17 protein-coding genes are annotated in these 22,898 nt (G+C 69.6%); 10 read left to right on the forward strand and 7 right to left on the reverse strand.

Annotation, left to right across the window (positions count from 1 at the left end; genetic code table 11):
• Positions 1-203: 203 nt before the first annotated feature.
• The 5 genes from KME78_RS27690 (at position 204) to KME78_RS27710 (ending at position 6,125) form a co-directional block, all read left to right on the forward strand.
• Entirely contained in the window at positions 204-2,270 is a 2,067-nt protein-coding gene (locus KME78_RS27690; RefSeq protein WP_219532280.1) for a DNA gyrase/topoisomerase IV subunit B, read from the forward strand.
• A gap of 93 nt (positions 2,271-2,363) precedes the next feature.
• Positions 2,364-3,167, forward strand: coding sequence for an AraC family transcriptional regulator (locus KME78_RS67330; protein WP_219532281.1), 804 nt, complete (start codon positions 2,364-2,366; stop codon positions 3,165-3,167).
• Positions 3,168-3,309: 142 nt separating this feature from the next.
• Positions 3,310-4,329 (forward strand): aldo/keto reductase, encoded by a 1,020-nt coding sequence (locus KME78_RS27700; RefSeq protein WP_219532282.1) that lies wholly within the window; start codon positions 3,310-3,312, stop codon positions 4,327-4,329.
• Positions 4,330-4,563: 234 nt separating this feature from the next.
• Positions 4,564-5,130 carry an RNA polymerase sigma factor gene (locus KME78_RS27705; RefSeq protein WP_219532320.1) on the forward strand — a complete coding sequence of 189 codons (567 nt, stop codon included), beginning with the start codon at positions 4,564-4,566 and terminating at the stop codon, positions 5,128-5,130.
• The gene (locus tag KME78_RS27710) at positions 5,127-6,125 is read left to right on the forward strand and encodes a CU044_5270 family protein (protein WP_219532283.1); all 999 of its coding nucleotides are present in this window, start codon (positions 5,127-5,129) and stop codon (positions 6,123-6,125) included. The genes KME78_RS27705 and KME78_RS27710 overlap by 4 nt, the downstream gene beginning before the upstream one ends.
• 19 nt (positions 6,126-6,144) lie before the next feature.
• Here KME78_RS27710 and KME78_RS27715 read toward each other — a convergent pair whose 3' ends face one another.
• The gene (locus KME78_RS27715; protein ID WP_219532284.1) at positions 6,145-6,519 is read right to left on the reverse strand and encodes an ester cyclase; all 375 of its coding nucleotides are present in this window, start codon (positions 6,517-6,519) and stop codon (positions 6,145-6,147) included.
• An 87-nt stretch (positions 6,520-6,606) separates the two neighbouring features.
• Here KME78_RS27715 and KME78_RS27720 point away from each other — a divergent pair, with 87 nt between their 5' ends.
• Positions 6,607-7,074 (forward strand): MarR family winged helix-turn-helix transcriptional regulator, encoded by a 468-nt coding sequence (locus KME78_RS27720; RefSeq protein ID WP_219532285.1) that lies wholly within the window; start codon positions 6,607-6,609, stop codon positions 7,072-7,074.
• A gap of 94 nt (positions 7,075-7,168) precedes the next feature.
• On the opposite strand, the gene KME78_RS27725 is transcribed toward KME78_RS27720, so the two are convergent.
• Positions 7,169-8,548, reverse strand: coding sequence for a DNRLRE domain-containing protein (locus KME78_RS27725; protein ID WP_219532286.1), 1,380 nt, complete (start codon positions 8,546-8,548; stop codon positions 7,169-7,171).
• Positions 8,549-8,837: 289 nt separating this feature from the next.
• Entirely contained in the window at positions 8,838-9,335 is a 498-nt protein-coding gene (locus KME78_RS27730) for a beta-class carbonic anhydrase (RefSeq protein WP_219532287.1), read from the reverse strand.
• Between the two features lie 155 nt (positions 9,336-9,490).
• Here KME78_RS27730 and KME78_RS27735 point away from each other — a divergent pair, with 155 nt between their 5' ends.
• On the forward strand, positions 9,491-9,802 hold the full coding sequence (locus KME78_RS27735) for a hypothetical protein (protein WP_219532288.1): 312 nt from the start codon (positions 9,491-9,493) through the stop codon (positions 9,800-9,802).
• A 6-nt stretch (positions 9,803-9,808) separates the two neighbouring features.
• On the opposite strand, the gene KME78_RS27740 is transcribed toward KME78_RS27735, so the two are convergent.
• Positions 9,809-10,372, reverse strand: a complete 564-nt coding sequence (locus KME78_RS27740; protein ID WP_219532289.1) for a thioredoxin family protein — start codon at positions 10,370-10,372, stop codon at positions 9,809-9,811.
• 83 nt (positions 10,373-10,455) lie between these two features.
• Between KME78_RS27740 and KME78_RS27745 the strand changes: the two genes are divergently transcribed.
• Positions 10,456-10,827, forward strand: coding sequence for a VOC family protein (locus KME78_RS27745; RefSeq protein ID WP_219532290.1), 372 nt, complete (start codon positions 10,456-10,458; stop codon positions 10,825-10,827).
• Between the two features lie 53 nt (positions 10,828-10,880).
• On the opposite strand, the gene KME78_RS27750 is transcribed toward KME78_RS27745, so the two are convergent.
• Both KME78_RS27750 and KME78_RS27755 read right to left on the reverse strand, forming a co-directional pair.
• Positions 10,881-13,931, reverse strand: a complete 3,051-nt coding sequence (locus KME78_RS27750) for a glycoside hydrolase family 3 N-terminal domain-containing protein (RefSeq protein WP_308127154.1) — start codon at positions 13,929-13,931, stop codon at positions 10,881-10,883.
• Positions 13,932-14,091: 160 nt separating this feature from the next.
• Positions 14,092-16,632: a DNA gyrase/topoisomerase IV subunit A gene (locus tag KME78_RS27755; protein WP_219532291.1), complete on the reverse strand. Its 2,541-nt coding sequence runs from the start codon at positions 16,630-16,632 to the stop codon at positions 14,092-14,094.
• A 125-nt stretch (positions 16,633-16,757) separates the two neighbouring features.
• Here KME78_RS27755 and KME78_RS27760 point away from each other — a divergent pair, with 125 nt between their 5' ends.
• Both KME78_RS27760 and KME78_RS27765 read left to right on the forward strand, forming a co-directional pair.
• Positions 16,758-17,573, forward strand: coding sequence for a TauD/TfdA dioxygenase family protein (locus KME78_RS27760; protein WP_219532292.1), 816 nt, complete (start codon positions 16,758-16,760; stop codon positions 17,571-17,573).
• A gap of 379 nt (positions 17,574-17,952) precedes the next feature.
• Entirely contained in the window at positions 17,953-20,040 is a 2,088-nt protein-coding gene (locus KME78_RS27765) for a RecQ family ATP-dependent DNA helicase (RefSeq protein ID WP_246651934.1), read from the forward strand.
• On the opposite strand, the gene KME78_RS27770 is transcribed toward KME78_RS27765, so the two are convergent.
• Complete coding sequence (locus KME78_RS27770) at positions 20,033-22,810, reverse strand: ABC transporter substrate-binding protein (protein ID WP_219532293.1); 2,778 nt, start codon at positions 22,808-22,810, stop codon at positions 20,033-20,035. The genes KME78_RS27765 and KME78_RS27770 overlap by 8 nt on opposite strands.
• Positions 22,811-22,898 lie beyond the last annotated feature (88 nt).

The following is a 22,898-nucleotide window of genomic DNA, read 5'->3' on the forward strand; positions in this document are numbered from 1 at the left end:
TTGGACAACATCTAACCGGACGTGGACGTTCCCAATCACAGCCTCGCTACGCCGAGAGCAGAATGTGGCCGGAAGTAATGACGAGCAGCCGCCTGGTAACACCAAACCTGCCGTCATGGCAAGCTTGTACGCGTGCGTAGGGGAAGAACGATAGGCTACGCACACATGTTCGATGCTTGGATTCGAGACGCAGGGGAGCCGGAGTGACGCTAGTGGAGGCGGGTTACACGGCTCGTCACCTGTCGGTGCTTGAGGGGCTGGAAGCGGTCCGCAAGCGCCCTGGCATGTATATCGGGTCAACCGACAGCCGCGGGCTCATGCACTGCCTCTGGGAGATCGTCGACAACGGCGTCGACGAGGCGCTCGCCGGGCACTGCAGCCGCATCGAGGTGGAGCTCTATCCCGACGGCTCCATCGAGGTGCGCGACGACGGCCGCGGCATCCCCGTCGACATCGAGCCCAAGAGCGGGCTGGCCGGAGTCGAGCTCGTCTACACCAAGCTCCACGCGGGCGGTAAGTTCGGCGGCGGCTCCTATGGCGCGTCCGGCGGCCTGCACGGCGTGGGCGCCTCCGTGGTCAACGCCCTGTCCGAGCGCCTCGACGTCGAGGTCGACCGCGACGGCATCATCCACGAGATCAGCTTCCGCCGCGGCGTGCCCGGCATCTTCGACGGCGAGGGCCCGAAGGCCAAGTTCAAGAAGAAGTCCGGCCTGCGCAAGGACCGCAAGCTGCCCAAGCGGGTCACCGGCACCAGGGTGCGGTTCTGGGCCGACAAGCAGATCTTCCTGCCCGACGCCGAGGTCTCACTCGACGAGATCCACGTCCGCCTCCGCCAGACCGCCTTCCTGGTGCCCGGTCTGACCCTGTCCGTGATCGACGGCCGGCACGAGGAGCGGATCGAGGAGGAGTTCCACTTCGACGGTGGCATCTCCGAGTTCACCGAGTTCCTGGCCCGCGACGAGGCCGTCTGCGACGTGCTGCGCCTGCAGGGGGTCGGCCACTTCCACGAGACCGTCCCCGTGCTCGACGACCAGGGCCACATGACGCCCACCGAGGTGCAGCGCGAGCTCACCGTCGACGTGGCCGTGCGCTGGGGCAAGGGCTACGACTCGACCGTCCGCTCGTTCGTCAACGTGATCGCCACCCCCAAGGGCGGCACCCACCTCACCGGCTTCGAACGCGGCCTGGCCCGCACGATCAACGAGCTGCTGCGCGAGACCCGCCTGCTGAAGAACGGCGACGACCCGGTCAGGGGGGAGGACATCTCCGAGGGCCTCACCGGGGTCGTCACGGTCCGGGTGCCGGAGCCGCAGTTCGAAGGCCAGACCAAGGAGGTGCTGGGCACCTCGGCGGCCACCCGCATCGTCTCCCACGTGGTCTCCCGCGAGCTCAAGGAGCTGTTCGCCAACCCGCCGCGCGGCTACAAGCAGCCCCTGCGCGCCGTGCTGGAGAAGATCGTCGCCGCGGCCAAGGCCCGCATCGCGGCCCGCGAGCACCGCGACAACCAGCGTCGCAAGAGCGCCCTGGAAAACTCCGCGCTCCCCGCCAAGCTCGTCGACTGCCGCAGCGACGACATCGACCGCAGCGAGCTGTTCATCGTCGAGGGCGACTCCGCCCTGGGCACCGCCAAGCTGGCCCGCGACTCGGAGTTCCAGGCGCTCCTGCCGATCCGCGGCAAGATCCTCAACGTGCAGAAGGCGTCCGTGAGCGACATGCTCAAGAACGCCGAGTGCGCCGCGATCATCCAGGTGGTCGGCGCGGGCTCCGGCCGGTCCTTCGACATCGAGGCGGCCCGCTACGGCAAGGTCATCTTGATGGCCGACGCCGACGTCGACGGCGCCCACATCCGCTGCCTGCTGCTGACCCTGTTCCACCGCTACATGCGGCCCATGGTCGAGGCGGGCAGGGTGTTCGCCGCCGTCCCGCCGCTGCACCGCATCGAGCTCACCAACCCCGGCCGGGGCAAGGAGAAGTACATCTACTGCTACTCCGACGCCGAGCTGCACAAGGTGCTGCGCGACCTGGAGCGGCGTGGCCGGCGCTGGAAGGACCCCGTGCAGCGCTACAAGGGTCTGGGCGAGATGGACGCCGACCAGCTGGCCGAGACCACCATGGACCCCCGCCACCGCATCCTGCGCCGCGTCCGGATCGAGGACGCGGAGACGGCGGAGGGGATCTTCAGCCTGCTGATGGGGAGCGATGTGGCTCCGCGTCGCGAGTTCATCGTCAACAGCGCGGCCGAGGTCGACCGCGATCACATCGACGCCTGAGCGCCTCTCGCCGATGCGGTGACCCGTGATCCGGTGATCGGCGAGGCTAGGGTGGTGGCCGTGTCGGGTGCGGATCGGGCTGAGATTCCCTGGGTGTCCGACGACGTGCCGGACGTCGTCGTGGTGGATGGGCGGGCGCAGTCCTACAGCGGCAATGTGCATGAAGAGCTCAAACTGCTCCTCATGATCGACTCAGGTCTCACCGTACGCAGACGTGGCACGACCTTCCGGGCCGCTCCTGGGCAACTGGTCGCGCTCCACCCGGACGACGCGCATTCCGGGCAGCCGGACGATCTCGAGTCGGCGCGCTGGCTGATCATGTGTGTGTCGCCGTCCCTGATCGCCGAGGTCGCCACGTCTGAGGCGGTGCGCTACGGGGATCCGGTGATCCGGGACAGCGGGCTGGCGGCCCGTTTCCGGTCCGTACACGGCTCCCTCTACCGGCCTTCCGGGCAGCCCGGTTCGGCGCTGGGGCGGGAGACGGAGGTGCTGGAGTTCGTCTCCACGCTGGCGCGGCAGTGCTACGGCTCCGACGGCGGGCGGGACACGGCGCAGCGTGTCCCCGAGACCGTGCGTGAATACCTGCGGGCGAACCTGTCCCGCAACGTGACGCTGGACGAGCTCAGCGCGGTGACGGAGCTCAGCAAGTACCGGCTCGTGCGCGTGTGCACCGCCTGGTTCGGTCTGCCGCCGCACAAGCTGCATCTGCGTCTCCGGCTCGATCGGGCCAGGCAACTGCTCCGGCGCGGTACGGGGATCGCCGAGGTGGCGTACGAGACGGGATTCCACGATCAGCCCCACCTGACCCGGGTGTTCGCCCGGGCCTACGGGCTGACTCCCGCCCTGTACCAGTCGACATATCGCGGCACGGCGTGGACCGGCTGGGCCGCACGCTGATCCAGGCGGGGCAAGAACGTGCAATACGGATGCCGACCCCGGCGGATAGTTTCCTCGGCGACGCCAACTTGGCCCGAGCGCGACGGAGATTCGGCGAGTGTGCCGTGTCCCTCGGGCCGTTCTTTTTCGACGGGAGCATGTGATGCGTTACCGGCTGCTGGGCCGCACGGGGTTGCGGGTGTCCGAAGCGTTTCTGGGCACGATGACCTTCGGCGAGGACTGGGGGTGGGGCGCCTCGGTCGAGGAATGCCGCAAGATGTTCAGCGTGTACGCCGAGGCGGGCGGCAATGTGATCGACACCGCCAACCGCTACACCGAGGGCAGCAGTGAGCGAATCGTCGGAGACCTGCTGGGCTCCGACCGCGACCGTTTCGTGCTGTCCACGAAATACACGCTGACCATGGACGGCACCGACCCCAACGCCGGCGGCAACCACCGCAAGAACCTGGTCCGTTCGGTGGAGGCCAGCCTGCGACGGCTGGGCACCGACTACATCGACCTGCTGTGGGTGCACATCTGGGACCCCAACACCCCCGTCGAGGAGACGATGCGGGCGCTGGACGATCTCGTACGGGCCGGCAAGGTGCTGTATGTCGGGATCTCCGATGCGCCCGCCTGGTTGATCTCCCGCGCGCAGACCATCGCCGAGTTTCGCGGGTGGACGGCGTTCGCCGGCCTGCAACTGCCCTACAGCCTGCTCAAGCGGGACATCGAGCGGGAGCTGCTGCCCATGGCCGAGGCTCTGGAGCTGTCGGTGGCCGCGTGGTCGCCGCTGGCCGGCGGCGTCCTGTCGGGCAAGTTCACCCGCTCCGGCGCCGATGGCCCCTCCCGGGTCGACCCTGCCACCGTCTCCGAACGCGACCTGGGCATCGCGCGTACGGTGGACGCCGTGGCCGACGAACTGGGCGTTTCCTCCTCCCAGGTGGCCATCGCGTGGACGCGAGCGCAGCGGCCCTGGATCCACCCGATCCTCGGCGCCCGCAACCTGGACCAGCTGACCGACAACCTCGCCGCGATCGACCTGCGACTGCCCGACGAGGCGGTGCGCCGGCTGGACGAGGCCAGCGCGATCGACCTGGGCTTCCCGATGGAGTTCATCCTGGACACCACGACCGACTTCGTCTACGGGCCCAGCGGAAAGCAGGTCGACGGCAGAGTCTGACCCACTGCGCGGGTGTTCAGGCTTCTCTTTTACGGCCGGCACGGTGAGCCCCAATCGCCGTAGCGTGCTGAGGCCTGTCCAGGGGCACGCTCCTCCGGTGCGCGGGGCTGGGCGCCGCGACGTGCGCAGCCGTCGTTGAAGTCGTCGCGGTCCCTTCGGCCAGTTCCGGCGTGAACACCTCCCGGTCGATCGGTGAAGGAGGGGTGTGAACCCAAGGACCGAGAGGTGACCGCGATGACACAGGCGTTACCCGCTCAAACCGGGGACGCCGTGATCATCGAGCAGTCCTGGCGGGAGCCCGAACGTTTCTCCGCCATCTTCGACCGCTACTACTCCGAGATCCACGGCTACGCCTCACGCAGGCTGGGCGGCGGGCTGGCCGACGACGTCGCAGCGGAGACGTTCCTGATCGCCTTCGACAAGCGCGCCGGTTACGACGTCTCCCGCGCCGACGCGCGGCCCTGGCTGTACGGCATAGCCTCCAACCTGATCGCCCGGCGCCGTCGCGCCGAGGAACGCCAGTACCGGGCGCTGGCCAAGGCCGGCCCGGGGAGTCCCGTAGAGGACCACGCCGATCGGGTCGCCGGAGAAGTGGACGCGGTCGCGCGCAGACCGGCGCTCGCCCAGGCGCTGGCCAAGATCGCCCACGGCGACAGGGACGTGCTGCTCCTGGTCGCCTGGGCCGAGCTCACCTCGGAGCAGGCGGGCCAGGCGCTCGGCATTCCGGCGGGTACGGCGCGCTCACGGCTGCACAGGGCCCGTAGGAAGATCCAGGACGCATTGGGAGGGGACGGATCATGAAGGACGTGGAGACGCTACGTGAGGCCTGGGACGGGCCGGAGCCTCCCTCGCCCGCCGCGCAGGCGGCGGCCAGGGCCGCCCTCATGGCGCGAGCCGCCGGCCGCCGTCCCAAGCGCAGGTGGGCGATGCGGGCGCTGGCGGTGGCCGCATCGGCGGTGGTGATCGCGACGGGGGCGACCCTGGTGCAGTCCGTGGGCGGGGGAGAGCCGACGCTGCCCGCCGCCAACGCGCAGGTGGTGCTCACCAGGATCGCGGCGGCCGTACAGAAGAAGGACTTCGTGCCGCCGCGCGACGATCAGTGGATCTACACCGAAGATCACATGCAGGCCCGCGGCAAGGGGTTCAAGAGGGGCACGCGGTTCACCCCGCAGACGCCGTTGAAGAACACGGTGGAGGAATTCTGGACTCGAGCCGACGGCAAGCGGGTCGGATACATGGTGAACGGCAAGCTGATGACCACCAACCCCGGAGCCCGGACACCGGAGAACACCTACGCCCTGGTGGCCGCGCTGCCCACCGATCCCGACAAACTGCTGGACAGATTCCGCAAGATCAACGCCGTAAAGGACAAAGATCCGGATGGCTGGGTCTTCCAGCGGTTCGAGGTGACCCTGGGCCAGAACATCGTCCCCCCGGCCCAGGAGGCGGCCATCTTCCAGGCGATGGCCAAGCTCCCCGGCGTGAAGGTGGACGAGTCGGCGGTGGACGTCGAGGGCCGTCCGGCGCTGTCGGTCTCCCGCGTCCTCGACGGGTGGCGCAAGTTCGAGATCCTGCTGGACCCGGCGACCTACGCCTACCGGGGCCGGCGCGAGACCGCGATCGCTGATCATGAGGAGCGATATCCGCAGCCGGGGTTCAAGCAGTACACGGTCAAGAACGGCAAGCTGGTTCCCGAGTCTCCTCACGTGGAGTGGAGCATCGAGAAGGGAGTGGTCTGGATGATGACCACCCGCACCGCCGTCGGTGTGGTCGACAAGGCCGGGCAGAAGTTGTGACCACCCGCCCCTGAAGAGACTAGGCGGGGCGCAAGGAGCTGGTGTCGAGGACCGGCCACAGGTTGGTGATCTGGTCGTCCCTGAGCTCGAAGATGACGCAGGCCTTGATCTCCACAGGCTGGTTCGTCGGCGGGACGCCGAAGAAGGTGCCGGTGTGCGTGCCCGTCAGGGTCCATCTGGTGGCAACCCTGTTGTCTTCTGCGATCATGTCCTGGACGTCGAAGTGCATGTCTGGGAGGGCTGAGCGGATGTGGGTGGAGATCTGCTTGATGCGCTCCGGGCCAGGTGAGTCGCCGGGAGCAGTGGAGAGGGTGCTGGCGATGATCTCGTCGGCCACGTCCAGCCTGCCCTGGTTGAGCACCTCGTCGTACAGGCGCATGACGACGTCCTTCATCAGTATATCCTTTCGGTGAGCTAGTAACTAGAAACGGATATTTCTAGTTTTCCTAGACACTTGGAACGTTAAGGAGTTTGGTGGGCGATGTCAAGACGTGCGGCGTTGGTGACCGCGTTGCTGGAAGCGCTGCGCAAGACCAACGTGCTGTCGGTCTCCATGAGTCAGGCGGCCGCAGTCCGCATCGGCATCAACACCACCGATCTCCACTGCCTCAACCTGTTGAGTGAAGGACCGCTGACCGCCAGCGAGCTGGCCCGGCGAGCGGGGATCACCACCGCGTCCGTCACCGGCGTCATCGACCGGCTCGAATCCGTCGGGTACGTACGGCGGGAGCGCGACGACGCCGATCGGCGGAAGGTCGTGGTGACGCTCGTGCTGGAGCGGGCGGCGGTGGACGTGGCGCCGGTGTTCATGCCGCTGCTCAAGGCCTGGCGCGAATCGCTGAGCGAGTACAGCGATGAGCAGCTCGAGGTGATCACCGACTTCATGAGCAGGACGCAGGCCGTGTTCCAGGACGAGGTCGAGCAGATGCGGGCCGGCCCGTCGAGCTGACCCGGCCGGGTCCGGACACGCGAAAGGGGGCCGGGATGTCCCGGCCCCCTTCGGTGTTTCAGCTGGTCGGCCCTAGCGGCCGGCCGTCAGGTGGTCAGCGCCAGTAGATGACCGTCAGGGTCGGGGGCTTGACGCCCTTGTCCTTGTTCTCCGAGGCGGCGAAGGCGCGCCAGTTGGTGGTCTCCGACTCGTTGGCGCCCTTCAGCTGGACGCCGTAGTTGGTGGCGCCGGCGGCCCATGCCTTGGCCATGGTGGTCACCGGCCACGCCAGGTACCCGGCGCCCCCGGCGCACGGGGCGGTCCAGGTGCGGCCGCGGCCCTGGCGGTTCGTCACCTGGCCCGCCGTGGTGGTCGTGGGCTTGTTGTCCCAGTTCAGGTCGGTCTCGTCCCACGCGCTGGTGATCCGCTGGGCGGTGAGGCCGGAACCCACTACGAGACCGCAGGCGTTCGTCTCCAGGTTCCACAGCGCCATGTTGGCGAAGATGACCCGCTTGCCGGTCAGCTTGTGGGTGTTGAACTTGACCAGGCTGCGCATGACGTCGCCGCCCTGGCCGTTCTCCCACGGCATCGTGCCCGCGATGATCATCGGGTCACCGGGGTGCGAGGCCCACGAGGTGGCGACGTCGGTGTCCGTCACGCTCGGCAGCGTGATCACCGGGTCGACGGTCACCGGGTAGACGCGCGCCGGGTCCGCCAGGAACTTGGCGTCCGGCTTGAGCACCAGGACCTTGGTCCCGTTCTGCGTCTCGACCGCGGTGTCGATCTTCGACAGCGAGTCGCCGCGGGGCTTGCCGTGCCCCTTGGCGTCCCACATCACCGGCTGCGGCGCCGCGGCGACCACCTTGTCATCGGCCGTACTGGTCAGGAGCAGGCGACCATCGGCGGACTCGGACAGCTCCACGCCTTCGGTCTGCACCGGGATGCGGAGCTCCAGCGGGCCGGAGGGCTTCTCGCGCAGGACCACGTCGTGGCGGAAGCCCGTGGGCAGGACGGTGACGACGAGGTCGGCCCCCGGACCGGCCGCGTCGGTGAAGGTGGCGACGTTCTCGTTGACGACCGGCTTGGGCAGCGCGGTCGGCCACTTGAGCGAGAACACGCGGCCGTCGTCGTCGGTCATCTTGGCCAGCGTGCCCTCGCCGCCGTTGGAGACCTCGACCTTGGCGCGCGAGACACGCGGCTTCAGCACCGCGCCGTCGGCGACGAGTGAGGTGTCGATGGGCACCCACTGGCCGTTCTGCTGGACCTGGGAGGGGCCCGAGGTGATGGTCGCGGTGAAGCTGCCGTCCGGGTTGGCGACGGTGGTGCTCGACTCGTCCGACAGGCTCGGCACGGGTACGGGCCGGCCGTCGGCGGCGGCCTGGGCCGAGGCGATCTCCTCGGCGCTCTGGCCGGTGAAGGTCGTGGCCGAGGCCGGGAAGGCCGTGGCGCCGGTGAGCACGGTCACGGCGCTCAGTCCGAGAGCCAGGCGGCCCATGGAACGGTTGAGAGACTTACGCAAATCTACGTCCTAACGATTCGGTGGATGTGGAGCAGCGCGAATGCGCTGACTTCAGGGCGTCGGCGGGGGTCTGGCCCCCGGCGACGATCACCGATCGCTAGGCGGTGCCGGATTGATCGTTAACATGACGTCCCCGTTTCTGTCGTCGGCGAACAAGATCGCCGACGGGTCACAGGAATATCACAGGCAACAGCCCGGCAATGTGGGAGATCGTTTTGGTGCGATATTTATCACAAAACGCAGAGTTATCGGGAAATACGGAAAGTCAGGACAGGTCGACCGGCAGCAGCTTGCCCGTGTGCACGTCGTAGATCGCGCCGCCCACCGGCAGTCCCGGGGGCAGGAAGGGCGAGGAGTTGATCCGCGTCAGGTCGTGGCGCAGGGCCGCGTCCTGGTCGGGGACGGTGTGGAACTCCAGGCTGCGGGTGTCGACGCCGTGCCGCTGGGTGAGCTCGTGCACGTCGGCGTCGGTGACCTTGGACATGCCGCAGTCGGTGTGCGGCATCACCAGGACCCGTTCGACGCCGAGCAGGTAGACGGCCAGGACGAGGGTACGCAGGACGTCGTCCGTGACGCGCGCGCCCGCGTTCCGCAGGATCTTGGCGTCGCCCGCCTTCAGGCCGAGCAGTCCCAGGGGGTCGATGCGGGAGTCCATGCAGGTCACCACGCCGAGTCCGCGAGCTGCCCGGCCGGTCAGTTCGGAATTCCGGAATTTAGCAGCATATTTCGCGTTGCCAGCAATCACGTCGTCAAACGCACTCATGGGACAGATGATCCCTCATACCCGTTTCGTGGTGTTTCCCGGGGTGGCGACACGGCCGGAGTTGCCCAAGGTCCCACGCACGACCATCACTTTGCGTGATGATGTCGTAGCCCAGTGTGCGAACACAGTCCAGAACGTGATCGAAGAAGGTTGTCGTGAGTAGGTCCGAATCGCTCGCCGCGTACCTGCGTACCCAAGCCCGGCGCCGCCTCGACCGTGTGGAGACCCGAGACGACGGCCGCAACGCGAAGTGCGCGCTGGCGCTCCTCGACGCGGCCGCCTACGCGAGCGGCCTCCCCGACGACGACCCGCTCCTCACGCTGCTCGACCAGGCAGGCTGCTTCGGTCCGCTGGGCTGTGACGACTTCGACCCCGGAGAGGTCGGCTACCGGCTGATCCGGGGCTGGCAGGGCGAGCCCCACGCACTCCTGCTCGCCCTGCCGGCCGCCATCGCGGCCACCGCCTGACCGCGGTCAGACCGGGGCGTTGCCCGGCTTCCACTTGATGCCGCAGCCGAGTGACGGGTTCTGCTCCTCGCTCACCGGCTCGCCGGCCAGCAGGGCGTCGATCGCCGCGCGCAGCGAGGAGCCCGTCACCGGTACGGAGTTGCGGGGCCGGGCGCCGTCGAACTCACCGCGGTAGGCCAGCCGGAACGCCGCGTCGTACAAGAAGAAATCGGGCGTGCACGCCGCCCGATACGCCTTGGCGGTCTCCTGCGTGTCGTCGAGCAGGTAGGGGAAGGTGAAGTGCGCCCGCTTCGCCTGTTCGGCCAGGTGTGTCGGGTCGTCGTCGGGGTAGTTCACGCTGTCGTTGCTGCAGATGGCGACCATCGACAGCATGGCTCCGTAGTCGGCGGCCAGGGCGCTGAGGCCCTGCTCAATGTGGCGCACATAGGGGCAGTGGTTCGACAGAAACGCCACGAGGATGGCGGGCGAGTCCTTGAGATCCGCGAGCGAGACGCTGCCGCCGCTGATCGCGGTCAGGTGGAAATCGGGCGCTGGGGAACCGAGAGGGACCATGAAGGAGTTGGCAGCCATGGCATCTATTGTCGCCTGTACCTCCCCGTAGGAACGGTTTCCTGTTGGTGGGCGGTAGTTAAAGGGATATCGGAGGGAAGTACATGAACGGCATCGCACAGTTCCGCACGACGGTCCTCGACTGCGCCGACACGATGGAGCTGGCTCAGTTCTACTCCCGGCTGCTCGGCTGGGCCGTCCTGGATGGGTCCGACGAGGAGTGGGCCGTCATCACCGATGGGGGCCCGCCCGCGCGGCTGGGTTTCCAGCAGGTCGCCGACTACCGGCCGCCGGTCTGGCCCGGTGTGGAGCACCCCCAGCAGGTGCACATCGATGTGACGGTCGACGACATGGACAAGGCCGAGGCCGCGGTGCTGGAGATCGGCGCCACCAAGCACGAGTACCAGCCGAGCGAGGGCGACACCTTCCGCGTCTTCCTCGACCCGGCCGGCCACCCGTTCTGCCTCTGCCGGTAACCAGCGGCGGATTCCGGCTCCTGGCGTACCGGCGCCAGGAGCCGGTCCTCGTCTCAGCGAGCCGCCCGCGTCAGCAGGTCCACCGCCTTCCGTACGTTGCCGGCCGCCAGTTCGTGGTCGGCCGACGCCTGCAGATCGGGCCGCCTGCCGCCGGCCTGGGCGAGGTCCCTGGCCACCGAGACGACGGCGTCGTCCTGGGAGTACGCGTCCGTGCCCGAACGGTCGAGCAGCGCGGCCGCGATGCCGAGCGCTCCCAGCACGACGCGGGTGTTCCGCACCGAGCCGTCGGCGTTCCAGTTGTTGGCCGGCAGCGCCACCAGCAGCGCCGCGGAAGCCGCCCTGGAGGCCCCGTCGCCGCCGGAGAGCCGGTCGTGGGCCGCCTTGAGCCGGTCGCGGGCCCGGTCGGTGCGCAGGCCCCAGCCGTACGGGTAGAGCGGGTCGTAGCTCGCGTCGCCCACGTTGATCGGCACCTGCTCCGCCGTACGGAACCAGGTGAACGGCAGCCGCCCGGTGTACGGCACGGCCCCGAACAGCGGGTCGGCCACGCCGGCGCCCTCGGTGCCGGGCAGCCACGACGCCACCAGCGCCTTGACCTTCGACAGGTCGCCCATCAGCAGCGGGCGGCCGGAGACGACCAGCACGGCGCACTTCATCGCCGCGCACACCCGGTCGATCGCCACCCGGTCGGCGGCCGACAGGTCGAGCGTGTGCCCGTTGACACCCACATCGCCCTGGCCCTCGGCGTACGGCTTCTCGCCCACCACCACGACCCCCACGTCGTGCCCGGTCAGCGGCACGGAGGCGTCGGCCGAGTAGGTGACGGAGGCCGCCCGGCCGCGGATCGCCGACAGGATCGTGGTGCCCTGTGTGATGGGCCCGGACGAGCCCTGCCAGGTGATCGTCCAGCCGCCGGTCTGGTTGCCGAGGTCGTCGGCGTTGGACCCGGCGACGTACACCTTGGCGTCGCGGCGCAACGGCAGCAGCCGGTCCTCGTTCTTCAGCAGCACCTGGGACTTCGCGGCGGCCGTGCGGGCCACCGCGCGGTGCGCGGCCGAGCCGACGTCGCCGATGCCGGACCGGTCGGCGTACGGGTGCTCGAACAGGCCGAGCCGGAACTTCTGCGTCAGGATCCTGGCGACCGCGTCGTCGATCCGCGCCATGGGCACCCGCCCGGCCGCGATCTCGTCCTTGAGCGTGCTCGTGAACAGCGGGTACGCGTACGGCACCATGATCATGTCAAGCCCGGCGTTGATCGAGGTGCGCACGTCGCTCGGGAAGTCGCCGGGGATCTGGTCGATCGCCTGCCAGTCGCTGATCACGAAGCCCTTGAAGCCGAGCCGGCCCTTGAGCACGTCGGTGATCAGCTCCTTGTGCGCGTGCATCTTGAGCGGCCCCTGGCCGAAGTCGACGCTGGAGAACGACGGCATGACGCTGCCCACGCCGCGCCTGACCGCCTCGGCGAAGGGCGCCAGGTGGACGGCCGCGAGCTGTTCCCTGCTGAGCTGGGTGACCCCCTGGTCGATCTTGTAGTCGCCGCTGGTCGAGGAGCCGTACGTGGTGCCGCCGTCGCCGACGTAGTGCTTGGCCGTGGCCAGCACACCGTTGTCCTGCAGCCCGTCGATGATCGTGGCCATCCGCGACACCAGCGCCGGGTCCTCGCCGAACGACTCGTACGCGCGTCCCCACCGGTCGTCCCGCGACACGCACAGACACGGCGCGAAGTCCCACGGCACGCCCGTGGCCTTGACCTCCTTCGCCGTGACCTTGCCCGCCTGCTCGACCAGCTCGGCGTCGCGGGTGGCGCCGAGGCCGGCGTTGTGCGGGAAGATCGTCGCGCCGGCCACGTTGTTGTGCCCGTGGACCGCGTCGACGCCGTAGATGAGCGGGATCTGCAGCCGCGTCTGCTGGGCGCGCAGCTGGAAGCCGTCGATCATGTCGGCCCATGCCTTCGGCGTGTTCGACGGCGGGGTGGAGCCGCCGCCCGACAGCAGCGAGCCGAGCAGGTAGGTGGCGATGTCGTTCGGCGAGCCGAGCGCGAGGCGTTCGGCCTGCGTCATCTGGCCGACCTTCTCCTCGGTGCTCATCCGGCCGAGCAGGTCGGCGACCCGCTGTTTGACGGGCTTACGGGCGTCGAGGTACGGCAGGCCGTGCGCGTTGATCACGATGGCCGGGGCCTCGGCCGGGGGCCTGGTGCCGGTGCCGGACAGCACGATCGGGATGGTCTCGGCCACCTCGGCCGTGTTGTCGGCCAGCGTCTTGACCGTGAACGCCTTGGCCGAGCCGGAGGCGGTGCCCGCGGGGAAGGTCAGCGTGCCCTCGACCGGCGTGTAGTCCTGGCCGGATGTGGCCGTGCCGGTGCCGGTGCGGTAGCCGACGGCCAGGTCGGCGGGGAGCGGGCCGCCGGTGGCCGTGGTGACCGAGACGCGTATCTCGGCCGTGCCCTTCTCGTTCACCGGATAGACCGGCTTGTCCGTGGCCAGGCGTACCGGCCGGGGCGGGGCCGTGCCGTACACCTGCACGTCGTCCCAGAACAGCGTGCCCGAGGCGGCGGGGAGGCGCATCGAGTAGCCCCACATGGCGACCAGGTCGAGCTCGCCGTCGGTGGGAGCGCCGCCCGGCTGGTAGTCGGCGCGGCGGGTGAAGCCGGAGAACGGCACCTGCACCTGCCGCCATCCGGCGGTGTCGTCGGTGAAGGACGACTCGAACAGCTCGGCGCTGCCCGCTCCGCCGCCGCCGTCCTTGACCTCGAAGAACACCTTCTGCCCTGACCCGGTGCCGTTGACCCAGAAGGAGAAGCCCGCGTAGGCGGACCAGTCCTGGGCTGTCGTCAGGTCGTGGGACCAGCCGCCCCACTGGCTCACGTTGTAGACGGCTTTGAGCACCCGGTTGGTCGCGGGGGCGCCGGGCCGGGTCGCGTCGGGCTCGACGGTCAGGGCCGGGGTCGAGGCGCCGTCGTTGCCCCAGGCGGAGACGCCGGCGGGCAGGGTCGTGGCCTCGAAGTCGGTGACGGTCAGCGGCTCGGCGGCGGCCTGGGCCGGAGGTGCGGCGACCAGAGCGGCGACCAGGGCCAGCGCCGCCCATAGCGGGGTTCTTAATCGGGACACAATTCCTCCCAAGGCAAGAGAGAGCGCTCTCTTCTAGGGGATCGTGTCACGGGAGCGTTTTTTGACAACCCATGCGCACCCACATGATGCCACCCGGCCGCATGCGGCGGGGCGGCATCACGTGAGCTGGGCGCCCGCACGTGGGCCGGGCGGCAGCACGCTAGAACAGCGGCGCGTCCTCGTCCGGCTGAGCCGGAGCGTCCGAGCCGGCCGAGTCGGCCGACTCGGATGAGTCCGCCGATCCGGCGCCGAGGGCGCCGCCGACGGCGCCGATCGTGTTGGTGAGGCGGACGCCCGACCCGTCGCGGCGCCCGATCTCGTCCGGCAGCGGCACCGGCTTGCCCACCGAGGAGACCGCCTTGGCCGGCGCGGGCCCCGCCCAGGCCAGCAGCAGCACGTCTTCGCCCTTGAGGAAGCGCTGGGCCCGGACCCCGCCGGTGGCCCGGCCCTTGGCCGGGTATTCGGCGTAGTCGGACACCTTGCCGCCGCCGACCTGCGTCCCCGGCAGGGCGGTGGACGAGCCCGCCACCGTCACCACCTGGGACGGCCGCGACGGGTCGACCACGCCGAACCAGACCACCCGGGCCGCGTCGTCGAGCCGGATGCCCGCCATGCCGCCCGCCGGACGTCCCTGCGGGCGTACCTGTGAGGCGGGGAAGCGCAGCAACTGCGCGTCGGAGGAGATGAAGACCAGGTCGTGCGCCTCGGATTGGAGCTCCACGGCGCCCACCACGCTGTCGCCCTCCTTGAGCGTGATCACCTCGAAGTCGTCGCGGTTGGCCGGGTAGTCGGGCACCACCCGCTTGACCACGCCTTGCACGGTGCCCACGGCCAGGCCGGGGCTGTCGGGGTCGAGTGAGCCGAGCCCGACGACCGTCTCGTCCGGCTCCAGCGCGACGAACTCGGAGACGGGATGGCCACCCGACAGCGACGGCGGGTTGGCGGAGGGCGGCAGCGTCGGCAGATCGACCACCGCGACGCGGATCAACCGCCCCGCCGACGTCACCACGCCGACCTCACCCCTGACGGTGGTGCGGACCACGGAGACCAGCACGTCGTGCGCGGAGCGTTCGTCGCCGCCCGACAGCGGCGAGGCGTCGGAGGTGCGGGCCAGCAGCCCGGTGGAGGAGAGCATCGCCAGGCACGGGTCGTCGGCCACCTGCAGGTCCACCACCGCCGCCGTGCGGGGCGCGCCCGACGCCTCCAGCAGGACGGTCCGGCGCGGCGTGCCGTACTTCTTGGCCACGTCGGCCAGCTCGCCCGAGACCACCTGGCGCAGGCGGGCCTCCGACGACAGGATCCCGGTCAGCTCGGCGATCTCGTCGCTCAGCGTCTGCTTCTCGCGGTCGAGCTCCAGCTTGTCGAAGCGGGTCAGGCGGCGCAGCGGCGTGTCCAGGATGTAGGCGGCCTGGATGTCGCTCAGGTCGAAGACCTCCATCAACCGGGCGCGGGCCTGCGCCGAGTCGTCGGAGGTGCGGATGACCTGGATGACCTCGTCGATGTTGAGCAGCGCGATGATGAGGCCGTCGACCAGGTGCAGGCGCTCCTCGCGCTTGCGGCGGCGGAACTCCGAGCGGCGGCGCACGACCTCGAGCCGGTGATCGACGTAGACGCTCAGCAGCTCACGCAGGCCCAGCGTGCGCGGCTCGCCGTCGACGAGCGCCACGTTGTTGATGCCGAAGGTCTCCTCCATCGGCGTCAGCCGGTAGAGCTCCTCGAGCACGGCCTCGGGGATGAAGCCGTTCTTGATCTCGATGACTAGGTGCAGGCCCTTGTGCCGGTCGGTGAGGTCCTTGAGGTCGGCGATGCCCTGCAGCTTCTTGCTGGTGACCAGCTCTTTGATCTTGGCGACGACCCGCTCGGGGCCGACGTTGTAGGGCAGCTCGGTGACGACGAGGCCCTTGCGGCGCGGGGTGATCTGGTCGACCCTGCACTTGGCGCGCATGCGGAAGGTGCCGCGGCCGCTCTCATAGGCGTCGCGGATGCCCTGCAGGCCGATGATCGAGCCGCCCGTGGGCAGGTCGGGGCCGGGCACGAAGCGCATGAGCTCGTCGAGCGTCGCGTCGGGCTTCTTGATCAGGTGCCGGGCGGCGGCCACGACCTCGGCGAGGTTGTGCGGCGCCATGTTGGTGGCCATGCCGACCGCGATGCCGGTCGTGCCGTTGACCAGCAGGTTGGGGAAGGCCGACGGCATGACCGTGGGCTCGGTCTCCTGCCCGTCGTAGTTGGGCTTGAAGTCGACCGTGTCCTCGTCGAGCGACTCGACCATCAGCATCGCCGCCGGGGCCAGCCTGGCCTCGGTGTAACGCATGGCGGCCGGCGAGTCGTCGGGGGAGCCGAAGTTGCCGTGGCCGTCGACCAGGGGCAGGCGCATCGAGAACGGCTGCGCCAGCCGGACGAGGGCGTCGTAGATCGCGCCGTCGCCGTGCGGGTGGAGCTTGCCCATCACATCGCCGACGACCCGGGAGGACTTGACGTGGCCGCGGTCGGGACGCAGACCCATCTCGCTCATCGAGTAGAGGATGCGCCGCTGCACGGGCTTGAGACCGTCGCGCGCGTCGGGCAGCGCGCGCTGATAGATCACCGAGTAGGCGTACTCGAGATAGCTTGCGCGCATTTCCGAGGAGACGTCGATGTCGACGATCCGCTCCTCGAAGTCCTCGGGTGGGGGTGCAGTCGTACGTCGGGCCATGTCGAACATTGTGCCGAAGAAAGTTGAGTGCCCGCGACGCATCGGCTACGCCGGTCGGAACGAGTGTGCTTGACCAAGCAATTGCTTGGGCGTTACGTTCGGAAATAAGCGGCACACTCGCTTCCGGAGGCGTCATGATCGAATTCCATCCCGTGACCAAGCACATCGGCGCCGAAGTGACAGGTGTAGACCTGCGCAAGCCGCTGGCCCAGGAACAGGTCGAGACCCTGCGGGCCGGCTGGCTCAAGTACCTCGTGCTGTTCTTCCGGGACCAGGAACTCGACGATGAACAGCACCTGCAGTTCGCCCTGAACTTCGGCACGCTCAACCACCCGGCCTTCAAGAAGGACAGCGCCAGCCCGATCCACGTGCTCGACCAGACCGACCCCAAGGGCGAGGGCGGCGACGAGTGGCACAGCGACAACACCTTCGAGCCGACGCCTCCGATGGGGTCGCTGCTGCGCTGCGTCCAGTTGCCGAGCGTGGGCGGCGACACGTGCTGGGCCAACACCTACCTGGCCTACGAGACGCTCTCACCGTCGATCCAGCGGCTCTGTGACGAGCTCACGGCGGTGCACGACATCACGATGTCGATGAAGAAGGCCATCTCCAAGGGGCATCCGTTCGACCTGGCGGAGATCCAGGCGAAGTGGCCGCCGCTCGAACGGCCCGTCGTGCGCGTACACCCCGAGACCGGACGCAAGGCGCTGTTCGTGAACCGGGCGTCGACGACCCGGCTGGTCGGGCTGACCGATCGGGAGAACGAGGCGCTGCTGCCGCTGCTGATCGACCACATCCGGTCGCCGGAGTATCAGCTCCGGCTCCGCTGGCGGCCGGGCACGCTGGCGTTCTGGGACAACCGCCCCACGCAGCACTACGCGGTCGCCGACTACACGGAGCGCCGCCGCATGCACCGCGTCACGATCAACGCTTTCCCAGAACACCAATAGCCACACCGGGCTGAGGGCCTCCAGGAAAACCGCCGCTGCGCCGGGCTGTCCGGGCAACGCTCTTCTCTCCGTTACGGCATAGCCGCCCCCACCGCACGCGGCACCAAGCCCACCCATCGCATGGGGCGGGCGACACTCGTGGTCACCGGCCGAACCACTGGCTGCCACCGGCCGAGAACGCGCACGTAGCGGCGCCCGGCCCCGTGCGGGTTCAGCGGGCGTTTTCCTGGAGGCCCTCAGCCACGTGCGGCGGGTGGCGGTGGGTGCGGCTGTGCCGTAACGGATGGAAGGGGTTTGTCTGGACCGTAGACATTGGGGGTCTGTCCGGACCGTAGACATGCGGCGCCAAAAGTCGGTGGGAGGTGGTAACAAGGAGCACATGATTGACGCCCCCGATTCGGCGATGTTGCGTGAAGAGGCTGAGACTCGGCTGCGAGCGCTGGCCGGTGATCACGCCCGGCTGCGCGACGACCAGTGGGCCGCCATCGAGGCGCTGGTCGTGGACCGGAGCCGGGTGCTCGTCGTCCAGCGCACCGGATGGGGCAAGTCGGCCGTCTACTTCGTGGCCACCGCGCTGCTGCGCGGGCTCGATGAGGGGCCCACCGTCATCGTCTCGCCGCTGCTCGCCCTGATGCGCAACCAGATCGCCGCCGCCGAGCGGGCCGGGATCCGGGCCGTCACCATCAACTCGGCCAATCCCGAGGCGTGGGAGGAGATCTACGCGCAGGTGGCCGAGGGGCAGGTCGACGTGCTGCTGGTCAGCCCCGAGCGGCTCAACAACCCCGACTTCCGCGACAACGTGCTGCCCGAGCTCGCCGAGAGCGCGGGCCTGGTCGTGGTCGACGAGGCGCACTGCATCTCCGACTGGGGGCACGACTTCCGGCCCGACTACCGCAGGCTCGCCACGCTCTTCAACGAGCTGCCGCCCGGCATTCCGGTGCTCGCCACCACCGCCACCGCCAACGCGCGGGTCACGCGTGACGTGGCCGAGCAGATGGGCGAGGGCACGCTGGTCCTGCGCGGGCCGCTGGAGCGGGAGAGCCTGCACCTGAGCGTCGTTCGGCTGCCGACGGCCGAGCAGCGGCTGGCGTGGCTGGCCCAGGCGCTGCGGGAGCTGCCCGGGTCCGGGATCATCTACACGCTGACCGTGGCCGCGGCCCACGAGATCTCCGGATATCTACGCGATCAGGGCTATGAGGTTGCCGCCTACTCCGGGCAGACCGATCCCGCCGAGCGGCTGGCCGCCGAGGAGGCGCTGCTCAACAACAAGATCAAGGCGCTGGTGGCGACGAGCGCGCTCGGGATGGGGTTCGACAAGCCCGATCTCGGGTTCGTCGTCCATGTGGGGGCGCCGCAGTCGCCCGTCGCCTACTACCAGCAGGTCGGCCGGGCGGGGCGCGGGGTCGAACGCGCCGAGGTGATCCTGCTGCCCGGCACCGAAGACCGTGACATCTGGGCTTATTTCACCTCGCTGGCCTTCCCGCCCGAGCCCGTCGTGCGGGCCACGCTCCAGGCGCTCGAGGAGCGTGGCGTGCTCTCCACCCCGGCGCTCGAGACGGCCGTCGACCTCAGCCGGGGGCGGCTGGAGATGATGCTCAAGGTCCTCGACGTGGATGGCGCCGTACGCCGGGTCAAAGGCGGCTGGGAGGCGACCGGCCGGCCGTGGGACTACGACGCCGAGCGCTACGCCCGCATCGCCGGCGAGCGCAAGGCCGAGCAGGAGGCCATGCTGGGCTACCTGACCACGACCGAGTGCCGCGAACGCTACCTGCGCGGCCACCTCGACGACGAGACGGCGGGCCCCTGCGGCAGGTGCGACAACTGCACCGGCCACCACCGCTCGCCGGAGATCGCCCCACAGGCCGTGGCGGGCGCCCGCGAGCGGCTGACCAGGCCCGGCGTCGAGGTCGACGCCCGCAGGCAGTGGCCGACCGGCCTGTCCGACCTGTCCGGCCGGATCAAGCCGGACCTCGGCGCCGAGCCGGGCCGGGCGCTCGGGCGGCTCACCGACATCGGCTGGGGCAACCGGCTGCGCGAGCTGTTCCACGGCGCCGACGGGCCGATGGCCGACGACATGTTCAAGGCCGTGATCCAGGTGCTGTCCGCCTGGGACTGGCGGGAGCGGCCCGTCGCCGTGGTCAACGTGCCGTCGGCATCGCGGCCGCTGCTCGTGCGCGGCTTCGCCGAGCGGCTCGCGCAGGTCGGACGGCTGACCTACCTGGGTGAGCTCGGTTACCGTGACGGTTCGCCGGGCAAGCAGTTCAACAGCGCCAAGCGGGTTCAGGCGGTCCGGGCGACGCTGGCCATGCCGAAGGACGTCGGCGCCGCCATCGCGGCGTGCGGTGGTCCCGTCCTGCTGATCGACGACCGCATCGACACCGGCTGGACGATGACGCTCGCCGCCGCCCTCGTACGCCACGCGGGCGCCCCCGCCGTGCTGCCGCTGGCCCTGGCGACGGTCAGCTGACGCCCATCGTCAGCAGGTCATAGCCGGCGTAGACCGGGTTGACGTGCACGTTGGTCGCCTTCTTGCCGCGTACGAGCAGCGTGCGCTGCCAGGAGAGCGGCACCAGCACGGCCTCGTCGGCGATCTTCTGCTCGACCTCGCTCCACCGCTGGGCGCGCCTGGTGGCGTCGAGCTCCTGCTTGGCCGTGTCGATGAGGGCGTCGAGCGCGGGCAGGCGGACGTTCACGTTGATCGAGTGGCCCTTCTCCAGGATCTCCCTGCTGTCGGCCAGCGGGGTGACGAACGACTCCACGTCCGGCCAGTCGGGCACCCACGCCCTGGCGATCAGGCCGACGCCCTCCTTCTTGAGGTAGTCGGGATTGCCGCCGTACTTCGCGTGGAAGTCCGCGATCGGGAAGCCCCGTATCTGCACCTTGATGCCGGCTTTGGCCAGGGACGCCTGCACGGCCTGCGCGGCGGCGGACTCGCCGAAGGAGTCGCGGTAGACGTAGGTGGTGGTGAACCCGCCGGGATTGCCGCAGGCGGTGAGCGACTCCTTGGCCGCGTCCGCGTCGCCGGACGGCGTGAGACCCGGCAGGAGCGCGTGCGTGCCGGGGATCAGCGGCGGCACGAGCGCGTTCGGTATCTGGCCGCCCTGGTTCAGCCCCCCGACGAAGGCCCGGTTGATCGTCGTCAGGTCCAGGGCGCGGATCACCGCGCGGCGGCAGTCGACCTTGTCGAACGGCGGGACCTGCGGGTTGATCGCCAGATAGTTGATCCTGGTGCCGACCGGGGCGTCGGCGCGGTTCTTGACCCCCGGACTGTCGTAGACCTTGGCCGAGTCCAGGTCCGGGATCGGTGAGCCGACCTCCGTGTCGCCGTTCAGCAGTTTGGTGCGCGCGTCGATAGCGGACTGCTCGTACTGCAGCTCGTACCGGTCCGGGAGGGCCTTGCGGTTCGGGTCGGTCGCGGGGTCCCAGTTCGGGTTGCGGACCAGGACGATCTTGTTGTCCGTGGCGCTGTCGAACTTGTACGGTCCCGACGAGATCACCGCGTACCGGTACTTGTCGTGGGTGTCCTTGGCCCGTGGCACGGGGACGGTCTCGGGCAACTGGACGATGGCGTCGAAGGCGCCGTACGGCTTCTTGAGGTGGAACACGATCGTGCGGTCGTCCGGCGTCTGGATGGCCGAGTCCGTGTTCGCGTTGGGCGAGTCGTACGGTCCGAGGTAGCCGGCGGGCAGGTCGAGCATGGTGTCGAAATAGGTGGGACCGTTGCTGAAGTCGGTGTCCATGCTCCGCAGCACCGCGTACTTCACGTCCGCCGCGGTGACCGGCGCGCCGTCCTGGTACTTCACGCCGGCCCGCAGCCGGTAGGTCCACGTCTTGCCGCCGTCGCTCGCCTGCCCCAGGGACTCGGCCAGGTCGGGAACGAGTTCGGTGCCCGCCTTGCCGGGGGCCGGCCTGAACATCGTCAGCGACCGGCCGTAGAGGCGGATGGCGTTCATGACGTCGGGATAGTAGGTGTTGCCCGGATCGGTGGAGTCCAGGCTGTACGCCGAGGCCAGGCGGAGCGTGCCCCCTGTCTTGGTGGACGGGTTCGCGACCGCCGCGACCGCTGCGTCGAAGCGGTCGGACCAGGGGGTTGCCTGGTCCGTCGGGCCCGTTTCCGATCCTGTCAGGGTGAGGGCGCGGGGGATCAGCCACACCCCGAGACCCACCACGAGCGCCGTGGCCACCGCCGCCACCGACACCAGCACCCCGCGCCGCCGGGCGCCGGGCGCGGTCACGGGCGTGACGCCGCCGGGGTCCGTCCCCGAGGGCCGCGGGTACGGCGAAGGCACCTGCGGCCCGGACCCCCAGCGGGGCCCCACCGGCGAGCCGGCCTGTGGGTAGGCCGCGCTCGGTGACGGGGCCTGCGGGTACTGAGGGTGCGCCGCACCAGGTGGCGGAGCCTGTGGGGACGCCGCGCCGGGTGGCGGGGTCTGCGGGTAGGCCGCGCCGGGTGGTGGCGGTGGTGGGGCGCTCGTCCGGATGAGCTCGCCCAGCACCTGCTCCGCCGTGGGCCGCCGCCGGGGATCCTTGCCCAGCGCGGTCCAGAGCAGCGCCGCGAGTGGCTCCGGCACCCCCGACAGGTCCGGATCCATGCTCAGGATCCGGTGCATCACCACCGGAAGCGCCCCGAACCCGAACGCGCTGTGCCCCGTGGCCGCGTACACCATCGTCCCCGCCCACGCGAACACGTCGCTGGCCGGAGCCGGCTCGCCGTGGAACTGCTCCGGCGCCATGTACGCGGGCGTGCCCACGATGCTGGTCGTCAGGCTCTGGCTCACGTCGAGCGCCCGCGCGATGCCGAAGTCGATCACCCGGGGCCCGTCGGGAGCGAGCAGCACGTTGCTCGGCTTGAAGTCGCGGTGCATCACCCCGGCCCGGTGGATCGCGGCCAGCGCGGTGGCGGTCGCGACGGCCAGCCGTATCAACGCCTGGTCCCGCAGCGGGCCCTCCCCGGTCACCTGGCGCTGGAGCGAGGGACCGTCCACGTACTCGCCGACGATGTACGGCTGGTCGTTGACGGCGCCCACTTCGAGCACCCGGGCCGTGCAGAACTCGGCCACCCGCCGGGCGGCCTCGGCCTCGCGGCGGAAGCGTCGTACGGCCTGCTCGTCGTCGGCGAACCTGGCGTGCAGCAGCTTGATCGCCACCCGCTCCCCGCTCGGGGAGGTGCCCAGATAGACGCTGCCCTGGCCACCCTCGCCGAGGAACCCGGTGACCTGATAGGAACCAACCGACACAGGGTCGCCTGGTCGTAACGGACGCACGCCCAGCATCCGGCTCCTTATCGTCCTTTTCGTGAATCGTCCTTTTTCGGGACTCCTACGA

Source organism: Nonomuraea guangzhouensis, from assembly GCF_019396345.1.
Taxonomy (GTDB): Bacteria; Actinomycetota; Actinomycetes; order Streptosporangiales; family Streptosporangiaceae; genus Nonomuraea; species Nonomuraea guangzhouensis.

Coding starts and splice junctions, on each gene's coding strand:
- KME78_RS27740 (WP_219532289.1), bottom strand. CDS start 10,372: ATGGCTGCCAACTCCTTCATGGTCCCTCTCGGTTCCCCAGCGCCCGAT.
- KME78_RS27705 (WP_219532320.1), top strand. CDS start 4,564: ATGACACAGGCGTTACCCGCTCAAACCGGGGACGCCGTGATCATCGAG.
- KME78_RS27730 (WP_219532287.1), bottom strand. CDS start 9,335: ATGAGTGCGTTTGACGACGTGATTGCTGGCAACGCGAAATATGCTGCT.
- KME78_RS27715 (WP_219532284.1), bottom strand. CDS start 6,519: ATGAAGGACGTCGTCATGCGCCTGTACGACGAGGTGCTCAACCAGGGC.
- KME78_RS27700 (WP_219532282.1), top strand. CDS start 3,310: ATGCGTTACCGGCTGCTGGGCCGCACGGGGTTGCGGGTGTCCGAAGCG.
- KME78_RS27720 (WP_219532285.1), top strand. CDS start 6,607: ATGTCAAGACGTGCGGCGTTGGTGACCGCGTTGCTGGAAGCGCTGCGC.
- KME78_RS27755 (WP_219532291.1), bottom strand. CDS start 16,632: ATGTTCGACATGGCCCGACGTACGACTGCACCCCCACCCGAGGACTTC.
- KME78_RS27760 (WP_219532292.1), top strand. CDS start 16,758: ATGATCGAATTCCATCCCGTGACCAAGCACATCGGCGCCGAAGTGACA.
- KME78_RS27745 (WP_219532290.1), top strand. CDS start 10,456: ATGAACGGCATCGCACAGTTCCGCACGACGGTCCTCGACTGCGCCGAC.
- KME78_RS27725 (WP_219532286.1), bottom strand. CDS start 8,548: ATGGGCCGCCTGGCTCTCGGACTGAGCGCCGTGACCGTGCTCACCGGC.
- KME78_RS27765 (WP_246651934.1), top strand. CDS start 17,953: ATGATTGACGCCCCCGATTCGGCGATGTTGCGTGAAGAGGCTGAGACT.
- KME78_RS27710 (WP_219532283.1), top strand. CDS start 5,127: ATGAAGGACGTGGAGACGCTACGTGAGGCCTGGGACGGGCCGGAGCCT.